The organism is Bradyrhizobium sp. USDA 4454, from assembly GCF_054822705.1.
In genome coordinates this window covers 7,585,949-7,600,134 of record NZ_JBTRCN010000001.1, presented here as the reverse complement: position 1 = coordinate 7,600,134, position 14,186 = coordinate 7,585,949, and the positions used below count along the sequence as shown (strand labels likewise).

The following is a 14,186-nucleotide window of genomic DNA, read 5'->3' as shown; positions in this document are numbered from 1 at the left end:
GCGACGCCTGGTCTCGCTGTCGGTCTTTGATCTAGCCGCGGCCGTCGGCGCTCGTGTCGTAGCGAATAGTGCCGTCCTGCGGCGTGACCTTTGAGCCGGGAATGGCACGTACCAGGCCGTCGATGACGACGCGGTCACTGGGCTCGAGGCCCGATCGGATAACCCGCAAACCGCCGCGCAGATCGCCCGTCGTCACGATCTTCGGCTTGACCGCGGAGTCGGGCCCGACGGTCATCACCAGATGCTGCGACTGGTCGAGCATGACCGAGGCATCGGGAAGCAAGAAAGCAGGCGCCGGCGGCGCGATCTCGACCCGCAGCCGCGCAAACGCACCGGGCGCCAGGAGCAGATCGGGGTTCGGCACCGTCGCGCGCGCCCGGATCGTGCCGCTGGAGCGATCGAGCGCGTTATCGATGAAATCGAGCGTTGCCTCGCGCTTGAAATCGTTCTCGTCGGAAAGCCGGATCAGGACCTTGTTGGCAAGCGGCCCCTGAATGTGGGCACGCTCGCGCGAGAATGTCAGGAAATCGGATTCGCTCATGTCGAAATCGACATAGAGCGGGTCGAGCGAGACCAGCGTCGCCAGCAATGTCGTCGGGCTGGTCGCGGCGCGGCTGCCCGCGATCAGGCTGCCGATCGAAACCTGCCGCGCGCCGATGCGTCCCGTAAAGGGCGCCCGCACGCGGCTATAGTCGAGATCAAGCTCGGCGTCGCGCACGCGCGCCTTGGCATCTTCGACCGCGGCCTGCGATGCGTCCTGCTCGTTGGTACGCTGATCAACGGTTTCCTGCGTCGCGAAGTCACTGCGCTTGAGTGACGTCGCCCGCGTCAGCTGATTGTTGGCGAGCTCGACGCGGGCTTTTGCTGTCTGCAGCGCGGCCTGTGCTTGAGCGAGCTTGATTTCATAGGGGCGCGGATCGATGACGAACAGAAGATCGCCCTTGTGAACGATCTGGCCGTCCTTGAAGTGAATTTCGGTCAGAGTGCCGCCGACCTGGGCACGCAGCTCGACGCGGTCGACCGCGGAGAACTGGCCGAGGAAGTCAATCCTGTTGCTGACCTCACGCTGCAGCGGCTGACTGACTGTCACCGGCGGAGCCGGCGGCGCTACCGCTGCCGCCTTGTTGCCTCCATGGGGCGCGAAGCCGAAATAGACCGATCCGACGGCGAGTGCGATTGCCGCAACGATGACGCCGGTTCGCCAGCTGCGTCTCCGTGGCTGCCCCGCCGGTCGATTGAGCGGCTCGCGTGCTACCTTTGTGGTGTCGGTGATCTGGTCCATGAGACGTCCGTCATTCTTTCCCTGGCCGCCCGAGGCTTGGCCGGGCCCGGTGCCGCCAACGGCAGGCTGAGCCTTGCGGCGCATCGAGTCGGTGTTGCCTGGTCACTGTCATCGCCGGAGTGGAAAAATACCGCGTGGGGTTGATATCTGGAGCAAGCCCTCCAATATCGTTGGGGCGATATAACCTCGGGGAGGCGCCGTTCAAGGAATTTTGGAGCGATGACACCAAAAATAATTCAAGGGAAGAAAGCCAAGGACGACATCAAGGACGACACGGTCCGTAACCGCAAGGTGCGCAGCCCAAAGCGCGGCCGAGGGCGGCCTTTGGTCTTCGATCGCGCCGTCGCGCTGCAGGCTGCGATGAAGCTGTTCTGGGAACGCGGCTATGAAGGCACGTCGTTCGACGAGCTGATTGACGCGATGGGGATCAGTGCCTCGAGCTTCTACAATTCATTCGACAGCAAGGAAGCGCTGTATTGCGAAGCGACCAGCAGCTATCTCGACTGGGCGGGCAAATGGTTTCTCGCCATTCTCAATGATCCGTCGATCGACACCAGAACCGCATTCGCGCACTTGCTCGCGGCCACCGCAGACGAGTTCACGCGAGGCGATCATCCGCTTGGCTGCATGATCTCGCTGGCCGGCACGCATTGCTCGCCGGGGATGAAAAACATTCGTGAGATGATGGTCGAGCATCGCGCGTTCTCGGAAAGCGTGATGGCCGACCGCATGCGCAGGGGCGTTGCCAACGGCGATGTGCCGCCGGCGACCGATTGCGATATGCTGGCCGCCTATTATAGCGCGGTCGTTCGCGGCATGGCTGTCCAGGCGCGCGACGGAGCACCGCGCGAGAAGTTGGGCAAGATCGGCCGCTTGGCAATGCAGGCCTGGCCGCACGGCTAGACGCCCGAATGCAATCCGAAGACTGTAGTCGGGCGATCAGCGGGCTATACAACGTTCGACAGAACATTGAGGCGAACCATGGTGCGCAATTGCGCACCTGAGAGGATGTGAAGCTTTATCCTCATCCACTGTTGTCGTCGCCCGGCTCGACCGGGCGACCCAGTACGCCGAGGCCTATCGGCTCAAGCACGGCCGTCTCTGGAATACTGGATCACCCGCATGCGCGGGTGATGACACTGAGCAAGCTGAGTAAGCCAATTCCGTCACCCCGAGATGCGCAATTGCGCACCATGCTGTCGCATCGCCCCTGAACGACGGCGGCGAGTTAGGCTGCGCGGATGTTCGACAGGAAGCTGTCGATCTCCGAGCGCAGCACGTCGGCCTCGCGGCGCAGCGCGTCGGAGGCGCTGAGCACCTCGGCGGCAGCAGTGCCGGCCTCGGCCGAGGCGGTGGAGACGCCGACGATGTTGCTCGACACCTCGCTGGTGCCGCCCGCCGCATGCTGGATGTTGCGGGCGATCTCGCGGGTCGCGGCACCCTGTTCCTCGACCGCGGCGGCGATCGCGGTGGTGACGTCGTTGATCTCGCCGATCGTGCTCGAGATGTTGCGGATCGCGGAGACCGCCGTCGTCGTCACCTCCTGCATGCTGACGATTTGCTGGCGGATCTCCTCGGTCGCCTTCGCGGTCTGGCTCGCCAGGTTCTTTACCTCCGAGGCGACCACGGCAAAGCCGCGGCCGGCCTCGCCGGCGCGCGCCGCCTCGATGGTGGCGTTGAGCGCCAAGAGGTTGGTCTGCGAGGCGATGGTCTGGATCAGGTCGACCACGACGCTGATCCGCGCGGCGTTGTCGGCAAGCCCCTGCATGGTGGTGTCGGTGGCGCTGGCCTCCTCCACCGCCTTGCGGGCGATCTCCGCCGAGGTGACGACCTGGCGGCCGATCTCCTGGATCGACGACGACAGCTCCTCGGTACCGGCCGACACGGTCTGGACGTTGACCGAGGTCTCCTCGGCGGCCGAGGCGACCGCGTTGACCAACGCGCTCGACTGGTCGGCGGTCGCCGACATGCTCTGCGCGGTCGACTGCATCGAATTGGCTGCGGTCTGCAGGCTGCCGAGCGCGCTCTGGACGTTGGACTCGAACGCTGCGATCTGCGTCTCCATGCGTGAGGCGCGTTCGGCCTTGGCGGAGCGGTCCTTGTTCTGGTTGTCGGTGAGCTCGCGGCTCTCGATCATGCTCTCGCGGAACACCTGCAGCGCGTCGGCCATCACGGCGATCTCGTCGCGCTGCCGGCTCTGGGGGATCTCGGTGTCGAGATCGCCGTCGGACAACAGTTGCATCGAGCGCTGCAAGCCGCGGATGCGCCGCAGGATGTTGCGGCCGACATAGAGCCAGACGAACAGGAACGAGCCGACCAGCGTCAGCGCGCCGAGGCCGATCATGACCGTGGTCGCGAGCGAGATCTGCTGCCGCGCCTGGAAGGTCGAGGCGTCGGTGTCCTTCTGAACGGCCTCGACCAACTGCTGCACGCTGATGCCGAGCCCGACATTGAGCTTGCGGGTCTCTTCCAGGATGGTCTGGCCGTAATCGATCGAATCGAGCTCCTTCTGGCGGACCTTGAACACGCCGGTCTTGCTTTCGCCGAGAGCGAGCAGTTTCGAGGCGGCGTCGCGTACGGCAACGATCGCCGGATTGTTCGGCAGGTCCTCGAGGTTCGACTTGACGCGCTCGCGGCCGTTCTTGAACTCCGCCTCGATCGCATCGAGCATCTCGCTGGAATTGGCCGACAGCGCCGCGGTCATGTCGGCTGCGATCAGATTACCGACGGCAAGCACATTGCTGATCTGGCCGACGGTGCGGGCCGCTTCGGTGGCGTCGTCGGCGGAGACTTCGGCCGAGGCGAGGATGGCGTTGAGCCGGGTCTGCGCATCGAGCATCGCGGGACCGGCGGCGGAGACGAAGGCGTTCTGCGCCTTGCGCAGCGCGTTGTATTGCTTGTCGCGCAGCGCCGCGATGTCGAGCCGCTCGTGCGCCGCCGAGATCAGGCTCTTGGTTGCCTCGTCGGTGTTCTTGACGTTCTCCTGCAGCGCGCTGACGACGGATTTGTCGGCGCCGAGCTCGATGATCTCGCCAAGCTTGGCAGTGGTCTGCTGCGCGACCTCCTGCACCTTCCTAGTGCGTTCGTTCAGCGCCTCCTCGCTCTGCACCGCGAGCAGGCCGGGTCCCTGGGCGGCGAGCGAAGCGCTCTGCGCGGACAGTTGCAGGCTGGCGGCGAGCCGCGGAATGTCGCGGCCGGAGAGATCGCTCATGGTGCCGCCGAGGCGATGCAGCACGATGCCGGCGCCTGCACTGATCACGAGCGCCATGCCTGCGATCACGGCGAACGCCGCGAACAGACTGCCCCTGACGCCCATCTGCGGCAGGCGGATGCGCTTGAGATTTGGTTTGCCGAGCTTGAACCGAAACGCCATTGCCCCTGTACCCCCCGGCCAACTACCCGGCCACTACTCTTGGATGTTTCCCCGGCGCGGGAGTATCGGTGCGGCGGGTTAACAAAATCGGGAAAATTGCGACGATCTGCGGGATTTTTCGGGGCCGCCGCGCGCCGTTCGGATCCGCTGTGCGGAATCGATGTGGGTGACTGGACGTAAAAAAGGCCGGCGCGAGCCGGCCTTTCCACTCTTGGTTGGGATGGTCCGTCGTCTCAGTAGCGACCGTAAGCCGGGCCGCCGAGATTGCCGAGGTTGAAGCGGTAGTTGAGACCGGCCTTCACCGTATGCTCGTCATTGTGGAAGCTGCCATACTGCGCCAGCGCGCCCGGCGCGGTGAAGCGGCTGTCGCCAAAATCATAGTACTGATACTCGACCTTGGCCGACCAGTTCGGCGCGAACATGTATTCGGCGCCGCCGCCGATGGTCCAGCCGTTGCTATGGTTGTCGGAGAACACGAAGCCGGTCGGCACGCCGCCCTGCGTCACCGATTCGTTGTTGTCGGAATAGGCGTAGCCGCCCTTCACATAGATCAGGCCCGGACCCCAGGTGTAGCCGACGCGGCCGGTGATCGAGGCGATGCCGCGCTGGTTGTTGTTGTAGACATAGCCGCCCGGGAAGATCGCGTTGAGCTGATGGCCGCTGAGCCAGGAATACTGGCCCTCGAGGCCGATCACCCACATCGGCGACAGCTGCCAGTCGTAGCCGGCCTGCACGCCGCCCATGAAGCGGGCGTCGGAGTCGGACAGCGCGAGGCCGTTGAAATTGTTGTTGCCCGAGAACACGCCGCCGAGATGGCCGCCGAGATAGAAGCCGGTCCGGTTGTAGAGCGGCGCGGCGTAAACAGGCGCGGGCGCCTTCTGGTAATAGCCGCGGTTGAGGTCGGCGGCGTGAGCGGTCGCGCCAAGGGCAGCGACGGCAGATGCGGCTACGGTTGCGAGCAGGAACGTCTTCATGGGGCAGTCTCCGGACAAGTCATGAGGCGCAGCGTGAATGGCGCCACCGCTGGGTTAGCCCGCATTTGAATAAAATTTCTCATCGAAAGACGGCTTGGTGCGTTAAGTCGCAGCCTTTGCGGCGAAACGTTTTGTTGTGCCTAACGAACGCTTAAGCCGGGATGACGGAAGGCTTAACGCGCCGCGCACGGCGCGCGTCTTCCGTTAACCAAGCCGTCCGTTAGCTAGGGCATGATGAGATTCGGTTGAGCTGCAACGGCATCGAAAGTTCACCTCTCCCCGACGGGGAGAGGTGAACCGAGACCGCCAAGCCGATTCAATCAAAACTCATCGCGCCTCAGGCGAGCCGCCTGCGCACGTCGTCGCGTATCTGTTGGCGGAACGCCTCGCGGCGCGCGGCGCGATCCCCGACCGGAACGTCGTGGCGATCGAACACGTCGAACTCCTCCAGGATCGGATAGCGCTCACTCGCCATCGCCAGCACGCGCAGCAGGCCGGCGACCTTCGGGGTCGGGCCGGTGACTTCCCACCGGCGCAGCTTCTCGGCGCCGCCGGCCGCGGGCAACCCGCATAGTTTCGCCATGTCGGCGGCCGTCAGCTCCCGGCCAAGCGCCTCGCCGAGATGTTCGCGCAATTTTCTTAATTCTGGGCCGGTCACGCTGAAGTCCGCAAAGTGTGAAGTAAGTCACATGACGTGATCGAGGTCGGGTCTATACGCCGCGCATGTGACTTCTAGAGCCTTTTCCGTTCCGATCGAATCGGAACGGGGCTCTGGATTCTTGTTTTGACGCGTCTTGTTCATGCGAACCGGTACCCACTTCGCTCGAAAACGCTTCTGAAGGAAACCATCATGCACGGCATCATCGAAAGCCTCAGCCCCGAACACGGACAGATCGATTGGAAATGGGTCGGCAGTGTGTTCGCGTTCTACGTCGTGCTGATGATCGGCGGGGTCGGCGCGCTGCTCGCGCATTGATCCAGCGAAGCGGACGAGGGCAATTGCTTGCCGCGGAGCGCCTTCACCTGCTGAAGGGCCAACGTCAGTTTCATCTTCAATAAACTGAGGCGTTGCCGCAGCCGCAGATAGGCGATGCGGCTGAGCGGGTCTCGCGCGAGCTCCTGGTAGCTTTCCGCCAGATTTTGGTTGCCTTTAGCCAGGCTTTGATGGTTTCCGGCCAGCCTTTGGTAGTCTTTGGCCAGACTTTGGTAGTCTTCAACCAGCCCCTGATAGTATTGGTTCAGGCGCTCGTAGTGTCCGACCAACTCCAGATGGCCATCGACCAGGTTGTTGTAGACCGGGACAACGTGCTCCTCGAGATATTGGCCGCGGGCGACCCACTGAATCCCATTTGTGCTGATGGCCAGCTCCAGTGGGCCGAGCGTCTCAGGAAGCGCGCTGGGCGTGAGCCCGAGCCGCTGCGCTTCGTCGGTGACGACCTGGTCAAATCGCTCGATCATCTGCTTGAACGTCCACGCAGGGGACAGGGCAACTTCGTGATACGCGCGATCGATGATGGATTGTGCCTTGGACGGATTTCGGATGATCGAGACCACTTCCGCCATGTTGCCGTGGTCGCGCCGGAGCGGCACGTAATGCTCCCACGGCCGGACCGCACCTGAATAGTCACCTTCATAGAGGATCATCAGGGTGCGGAGCGCGGCAGCTTCAAAAATGCGCGGAGAAACCACCCGGATAACGATCTTGCCGTCGTCGTCTCCCAAAAATCTCTGTCTTACCACCTCGTGGGGGAGATCGGGATTTTCTGCGCAGAACCGTTCCACCTCGACCTGGGTGTCCCCGGTGAAATCGATGAAGCTGACGCCGCTTTCCGTCCCGAGCACCGCCTTCGAGCTCGCGACAAAGTCGACCCAGGAGCCGCCATAGATCCTGGACGTCTCGCTGGTGTCGATGTCGCAGACCAGGTTGTACTGGGCTGCATCGGCGGCAAATCTGTCGGCTATTCGCCATTTTTCCTCGGCGAACGATCCGAGCCAGGCCGGCGCCTTGCGTGCGCGATACGAAACCTCGAGCGGGCGCGCCGCGTAGTCAGGCACGTCAATCGACAGCAAATGTTCGGGCACAAATCCCGTGAGCGTGTGCTCGAAGCGGACACCGTCGAAATACGGGTCGCGGTAAATCTTTCGGGTCACGTCGGGATTCGTGACCGTGAAAACCACGCCGACCTGCAAATCGGCCAGAGCAGCGTTTTGACGATCGATGAAGCGATATTCGTCCTGAATGAACGCGACCTTGACCCCCTTGAACCGTCTTATCTTGTCGCGGAAAGAGGCGGGAACGTAGTTGTCCATCGAGATCACGATGGAATAGTGAAATACGATGCAGTCATAGGCATCGAGATCCGTTCCGATCGCCTCGAACGCCAGCGAATCCACAATCGTAAAATTGTGCCGACCATATTGGCGAAACGCACGAATATGATCCGATACCGTATTGGTTTTCAGGGCTGCGGCGGCGCACAGCAGCAAAATGTTGTAGCGGGGGGAATGCACTCGGGATTCTCAGCCTGACTATCGGACTACATGACGCGAATATTTTGATTCTCTCAACCTACTTGCGACATTTGGTCGTCAAATTTTCAAACTTTGCGCGCCGCGCGCCCCGGAGCCGGCCCTCGCCCCAATCGCGGAGTTGCAACAAGAGTGACCAAGCCGGCAGCTCACAGCCAGCGCCGCGTGGCCGGGCCCAATTTCGTCAGTGAGTGACTGATGTGTCGGTGGAAAGGACTGGTGCTGCCAGACAGGATTGAACTGAGGTGGCAATCCCGCTTAGTGTTGATTTTATTGAATTTTTCGATCCGGCGATCTGTTTTTGTGTGGCACCCTTGGGAGGCGCCGCACGCCGACTTTTAGCACATTCCGTGCAAGCTTACCAAGGAGTGATCAATTCAAAACTCATAGCTGCCGATGGTTTCTCTCCTAGTTGCGATTGAATGATGGTTCACCTGAGATGCGCGCCTTCCGACCCCTCGTACCGTCGCGCACGCCGCCGCCTTCCATCGCCGCGAGCGTGGCGGAAAGCGCTCCGATGAAGAGCGAGAGCGTCAGCCAGATCGCGGTTTGCATCGCGGCCTTCCGTGCGGCGTCCAGGTCGGACTTGGCTTGCGTGACGACGTCGTTCACGCGCTTCTCGGCGTCGGCCTGGCTCAGCCCCGTGCGTGCGGCAACGATTTTGACGACGTAGGTGCGATCGTCGGCCTTGAGATCCTTGGCTGAACGGAAGTCGGCCGTGAGCAGACGAACCAGTTCGGGTCGCGAATCGGACGATTGCTGCCCCTGCGCGGACGGATCGTTGGGCCGCAGCAGCGCGTCGACGTAGCCGGCCATCGGACCCGAGTTCGTCGCGCTCGCCGCCCCTGAGTGGCGCCGCCGAGAGCGTCCCCGATCAACGAGGAAGCCGGGGAAGCGAGCAGAACTGCGCCAAGCACTGATGCGACCGCGGACCGGCCTCCGACCAAGTTGGCGACTGGTGTCAGGCCGCTAGTTGTTTTAGTGGGACGCTGAGAATCAGCCTCAGACCATTGCGCCGCCAATCGTGCTCGATTTTGCCGCCAAGCTCGGAAGCCACACTCCGCTCGGTAAGAACCGTGCCGAAGCCTTTGGCGCACGGCGTGGTCTCGATGAGGGGGCCGCCGGCTTCGTCCCACTCGAGATGGAATTCATCATGATTGGCGCCCCACGTGACATGGATTGATCCATTCGGCTGGGAGAGCGCGCCGTATTTTACCGCGTTTGTCGCGGTCTCATGGAGAGCCAAAGCAAGGCCCGTCACGGATTTGGCCCCGACCGGCACCTCGGGTCCGCTCAAAACGATGCGACCGGGCGAGCCGTCTTCATACGGCTGAAGCACGGTGCGCACCAACGCGTCTACTGTCGTGCGCTCACTCTCGTGCTCCGTACCCATGATCCCGGGTCGGACGAGATCCTTTGCCCGCAACAGCGCGTCCATGCGCCCACGAAGTGCTCGAGCCATCTCCTGGGGAGTGCGCGAAGAGCGAGCGCTCAAGCTGATCAAGGAGTGAAAATTCGCGAAAATGTTCTTCACTCGGTGGTCGGCCTCGCGTGCAAGCAGCCGTTGTCGCTCCTGCGCGTTCTTCTGGCTCGTCACATCAACCACCACGCCGACGAAGCGTTCGGGCTTTCCTGCCTTGTCGCATAGACATTCGCCGCGTGCCTCGACCCAGCGAATGTCTCCGCCCTTTTTTAGGACTCGGTATTCCTGGACGTATCTTTCCCCAGTGTTCACTGTGTGCTCGATAGCCTTGGCGATTCGCTCGACATCCTCCGGATAGATGCCGGCAAGATACTCCTTCAGTGGGGCACCCTTGTCGCCCTTGTCGGGATCGACCAAGAACATTTCCGCAAAGCGGGCATCGGAATACAGCGTATCGGACTGCACGTGCCAGTCGAAGGTCCCCACCATTCCGGCGGCGCCCAAAGCCAGGGTCAGCCTTTCCTGCGCTCTCGCCAGCGCGGCCTGCGCGACTACCCGCTCGGTGGTTTCGCTGACGATGCAGAGAACTCCATCGACTTCACCCGTCTCGCCGCGGACGGGCGAGTAGGAGATGTCGAAATAGACATTCTCCGGATAGCCGTGTCTCTCGATGTAAAAGGGGCGATCCTTGGCGGACACGGTCTCCCCGGTCTCGAGGACGCGTCGGAGGAGGGGCTCCAGATCGTCCCATAGCTCCGCCCAGCTCTCCGAGGCGGGGCGGCCAAGAGCCATTGGGTGTTTCTCGCCGATGGTCGGGGCATATGCATCGTTGTACAACGCCACGAACTCCGGCCCCCAGAACAGCACGATCTGTGCTTGGGCGGGCAGCATGAGTGTGACGGCAGCCTTCAGGTGCTGAGGCCAATCGACAGTCGGGCCGAGGCTTGTAGTCGACCAATCGAGCGAGCGGATACGTTCGGCCAATTCGCCCCCGCCGGGAGGAAAGGTGCCTTTACCCTGGGAATGGCCGGGATCAGTGTGCATCGCTTGACGGAAACTGATTTTTCCCGACCACGCAAGCGGCGAAAGCAGAATGCCTCGTGTGAGGAGCCGCAGTTCGACTTCGGCGGGCTCGATAGGAACCAACCCGGATCCCTGTCGTTAGACGAGGTTGTTTTTCGGGGCACAAGCTGAAGCGCCGCCTTCTGTCCAAGGCGGCCGCCAGGGGTGAATGATGTCGAGTGGAGCTGATAGGCCAGTTTCCGCAGTCAAACGGAAATCCTATGTCCACGCGGCGGAAGAGCCAGGACCGGTGGCGCTTTCGGCGATCGCCGGGTCCCCCGACGCGATCTGGTGTTGGCGCACCGACGGCATCATCACGCAGTGGAATCCAGCGGCAGAACGCCTGTTGGGGTTCGCGAGTTCGGAAATAGCCGGTCGCTCCCTACTTGACCTGGTCACGCAAGCGGAGCGCTCGACCGCCGAGAATATGATCGATCGCGTCAGCGCCGGCGAATCCTTCGGCCCGTTCGAAACCGTCAGGGTGGATAAGGATGGCAGAGCCCTCGCCGTGGAGATTACGGTCGCCCCGCTGTGCGATGAGAACGGATCGATCGTGGGCGGAGCCTCATTTTGCCGAGACATCAGTGAACGCAAGAGCGTCTCGGAATCTCTATCGCGGACGATCCGGGAGCTCGAAACACTCTTTCACCTGTCCGAGCGTCTTCAGGCCGCTAAATCCGCCGAAGAGGTCTACGAGGCGGCGCTAGGGGCGATTACCGGAGCGCTCGAATGCGAGCGGGCGTCGATCCTTCTGTTCGACTCGACCTCCGTCATGCGCTTCGTCGCATGGAAGGGCATCAGCGAGGAATACCGCAAAGCCGTGGACGGTCACTCGCCATGGACGCCCGAGACGACCGAAGCGGTCCCGATCTTCGTCACCGACATTCGGGATACGAACGAACCCGATGCCTTGAAGAAGATGATCGAGGGAGAAGGAATTCGTGGCCTTGCCTTCATTCCGCTCCTCGCCAACGGGCACGTCTTCGGCAAGTTCATGACCTATTATCGTAGTCCGCACCAATTCAGCGAGCGCGAGACCCGACTAGCGAGCACGATTGCGCGCCAGCTTAGCTTGGCAGTCGACAGAATAATGACCGAAGCGCAACTGAAGGAGTCCGACTTACGCTTCCGGCTCATGTCGGAGCACGCTCCGGTCATGATCTGGATAAGCGATTCCTTTGGCAAGTGCCTCCACCTCAATCGGCTGCTCCGTAGCTTCTGGGGCGTGGAGGAAGCAGCAATTCCCGACTTCGACTGGTCCTCCACGATACATCCCGACGACGCCGCAGCCGTCGGCGAACAGGTCGGGGCCGCAGTCGCGAGACGGACTCCGGTAGAGCTGAAAGGGCGATACCGCAGCGCTTCGGGGGCATACCGGGTGCTGGAAACCGTAGCCCATCCTCGCTTTGGGCCTTCCGGTGAATTCCTCGGGATGATCGGCGTTAATGTCGATATCACGCAGAGAGAGGAAGCGGAGGCCGAACGTCGCCGTGCCGACGAGGCACTGCAGACGATGAACATTGCCTTGCGAGAGAACGAGGAACGGCTGCGCCTGGCGACGGCCAACGCGGACGTCGGCTTCTGGGACGTCGACGAGGTCAATCAAGTCCTGCACTGGCCTCCGTTGGTCAAGGCAATGTTCGGTATCTCGCCGGACGTAGCCGTGTCGATGCTGGACTTCTACTCGGGTCTTCACCCTGAGGACCGGGAGTTCGTCAGCGCAGCTTACGCAGCCGCGGCAGACCCCGACAAGCGAGCCCTCTATGACGTCGAGTATCGAACCGTCGGCAAAGAGGACGGTCGGGTTCGCTGGGTCGCGGCGAAAGGGCGAGGTGTGTTCGATGCCGGGGGCCGCTGTGTCCGGGTGACCGGCACCGCGATCGACGTCACTAGTCGCAAGGCGGACGAAGCAAAGCTGAAAGAGCTGAACGAGACGTTGGAGCGCCGCATCTCGGAGGTCCTGGCTGAAAGGAAGGTTTTGGCGGACATCGTCGAAGGGACTGATGCCTTCGTTCAGGTCGTAGACCTCGAATTTCGCTGGCTCGCCATCAACAAGGCCTCGGCAGACGAATTCCAGAGGATATTCGGAGTTCGTCCGCACACGGGGCAAAGCATGCTCGATCTGTTGGCCCACCTTCCTACCGAACGCGAAGCGGTCCGCGCGATTTGGGCCCGCGCTTTGTCCGGAGAGGAATTCACTGAAGTCGGGACGTTCGGCGACCGAGGTCGCGTACGTCGCCACTACGAAATGAAGTACAACACGCTCCGGAACAGCAAAGGTGAGCGGATCGGCGCGTACCAATTCGTCTACGACGTGACGCAACGTATCCGGGAGCAGGAGCGGCTGGCGCGGGCGGAGGAGCAGCTGCGTCAGGGACAGAAAATGGAAGCGATGGGCCAGCTCACCGGTGGCGTCGCCCACGACTTCAATAACCTGTTGACGCCGATCGTCGGCGCCCTCGATGCTCTGCAACGCAGGGGCGTAGGCGGGGAGCGCGAGCAACGATTGATCGCCGGCGCCGTGCAGTCCGCAGACAGAGCCAAGACGCTTGTTCAGCGGTTGCTCGCATTCGCACGACGCCAACCGCTCCAAGCCAGGGCGATCCGGATGGGGGACCTGATTCAAGGAATGGGCGATTTGATCGCGAGTACGTCCGGTCCGCAGGTCAGGGTTTCGGTAGAAGTCGAGCAGGACCTACCCGCCGCGAAGGTCGATGAGAACCAGTTGGAGATGGCTCTCCTCAATCTCGCGGTGAATGCGCGCGACGCGATGCCCGACGGAGGCACGTTACGCATCACCGCGGACGTCCAAGAGCTTGACGCGGGACACCGGACCAATTTGAGGCCGGGGCGGTATGTCAGGCTATCCGTTGCGGACAACGGCGTCGGCATGGACGAATCTGTGAGGGCCCGGGCGGTCGAGCCGTTCTTCTCGACAAAGGGCGTCGGAAAGGGCACGGGCCTCGGTCTTTCTATGGCCCACGGCCTGGCATCGCAGCTGGGCGGGGCTCTGACCATTCAAAGCCGCCTGGGGATTGGAACTAATATTGAAATCTGGCTCCCTTCGACCGATGAGCCTGTAGCGTCAGAGAATCAGCAGCCGGCCTGTGTGCAAACCGGTGGGGCTTTTGGCACCGCACTTCTCGTCGATGACGAGCCCCTGGTGCGCGCAGCAGCCGCGGACATGCTCACGGATCTCGGATACGCGGTTCTTGAAGCCGGCTCGGCGGAAGAGGCAATCCGGCTGATCGGCGGCGGCGTCAAGCCCCAGCTGCTCATTACCGATCATCTCATGACAGGAATGAACGGCACAGATCTGGCCCGGTTCGTTCGTTCCGAACTGCCTGGGACGAAGGTGCTTTTGATGTCGGGCTACGCCGAAAGCGAGGGCGTCGCGCCTGATCTTCCGCGGATGGTCAAGCCATTCAGCAGCAACGAACTTGCTGCCAAACTAGCCAGCCTATCGAGCAGCGGATGAGGGACTCTCTTTCGCCGACGAGAGCCCGTGCGTTTCTCTCTACGAGGGAGGTCCCGTGCTACCGG

The 14,186-nt window shown here is 62.3% G+C and carries 10 protein-coding genes; 3 read left to right on the top strand and 7 right to left on the bottom strand.

Annotated features, from left to right (window positions below; all coding sequences use genetic code 11):
- Positions 1-31: 31 nt before the first annotated feature.
- Positions 32-1,282: an efflux RND transporter periplasmic adaptor subunit gene (locus ACVIW0_RS35415; RefSeq protein WP_461356560.1), complete on the bottom strand. Its 1,251-nt coding sequence runs from the start codon at positions 1,280-1,282 to the stop codon at positions 32-34.
- 219 nt (positions 1,283-1,501) lie between these two features.
- Here ACVIW0_RS35415 and ACVIW0_RS35410 point away from each other — a divergent pair, with 219 nt between their 5' ends.
- Entirely contained in the window at positions 1,502-2,185 is a 684-nt protein-coding gene (locus ACVIW0_RS35410) for a TetR/AcrR family transcriptional regulator (RefSeq protein WP_461356559.1), read from the top strand.
- A gap of 325 nt (positions 2,186-2,510) precedes the next feature.
- Here the strand turns inward: ACVIW0_RS35410 and ACVIW0_RS35405 are convergent, their stop codons facing one another.
- The 3 genes from ACVIW0_RS35405 to ACVIW0_RS35395 all read right to left on the bottom strand — a co-directional run bounded on the left by ACVIW0_RS35405 (position 2,511) and on the right by ACVIW0_RS35395 (position 6,287).
- Positions 2,511-4,655, bottom strand: a complete 2,145-nt coding sequence (locus ACVIW0_RS35405; RefSeq protein WP_461356558.1) for a methyl-accepting chemotaxis protein — start codon at positions 4,653-4,655, stop codon at positions 2,511-2,513.
- A 233-nt stretch (positions 4,656-4,888) separates the two neighbouring features.
- Positions 4,889-5,629 carry an outer membrane protein gene (locus ACVIW0_RS35400; protein ID WP_461356557.1) on the bottom strand — a complete coding sequence of 247 codons (741 nt, stop codon included), beginning with the start codon at positions 5,627-5,629 and terminating at the stop codon, positions 4,889-4,891.
- 337 nt (positions 5,630-5,966) lie between these two features.
- The gene (locus tag ACVIW0_RS35395) at positions 5,967-6,287 is read right to left on the bottom strand and encodes a hypothetical protein (protein ID WP_461356556.1); all 321 of its coding nucleotides are present in this window, start codon (positions 6,285-6,287) and stop codon (positions 5,967-5,969) included.
- A 192-nt stretch (positions 6,288-6,479) separates the two neighbouring features.
- Between ACVIW0_RS35395 and ACVIW0_RS35390 the strand changes: the two genes are divergently transcribed.
- A complete protein-coding gene (locus tag ACVIW0_RS35390; RefSeq protein ID WP_461356555.1) occupies positions 6,480-6,605 on the top strand; it encodes a hypothetical protein in 126 nt (41 codons plus the stop codon).
- On the opposite strand, the gene ACVIW0_RS35385 is transcribed toward ACVIW0_RS35390, so the two are convergent.
- From ACVIW0_RS35385 to ACVIW0_RS35375, 3 genes are all read right to left on the bottom strand, one after another.
- Positions 6,557-8,140 carry a hypothetical protein gene (locus tag ACVIW0_RS35385; protein ID WP_461356554.1) on the bottom strand — a complete coding sequence of 528 codons (1,584 nt, stop codon included), beginning with the start codon at positions 8,138-8,140 and terminating at the stop codon, positions 6,557-6,559. The two genes, ACVIW0_RS35390 and ACVIW0_RS35385, sit on opposite strands and share 49 nt — an antisense overlap.
- Positions 8,141-8,566: 426 nt before the next feature.
- A complete protein-coding gene (locus ACVIW0_RS35380) occupies positions 8,567-8,974 on the bottom strand; it encodes a hypothetical protein (RefSeq protein ID WP_461356553.1) in 408 nt (135 codons plus the stop codon).
- Positions 8,975-9,119: 145 nt separating this feature from the next.
- On the bottom strand, positions 9,120-10,625 hold the full coding sequence (locus ACVIW0_RS35375) for a PAS domain-containing protein (protein WP_461357519.1): 1,506 nt from the start codon (positions 10,623-10,625) through the stop codon (positions 9,120-9,122).
- Between the two features lie 268 nt (positions 10,626-10,893).
- On the opposite strand from ACVIW0_RS35375, the gene ACVIW0_RS35370 reads away from it, so the two are divergent.
- Entirely contained in the window at positions 10,894-14,121 is a 3,228-nt protein-coding gene (locus tag ACVIW0_RS35370) for a PAS domain S-box protein (RefSeq protein ID WP_461356552.1), read from the top strand.
- The last annotated feature ends 65 nt before the right edge of the window (positions 14,122-14,186 follow it).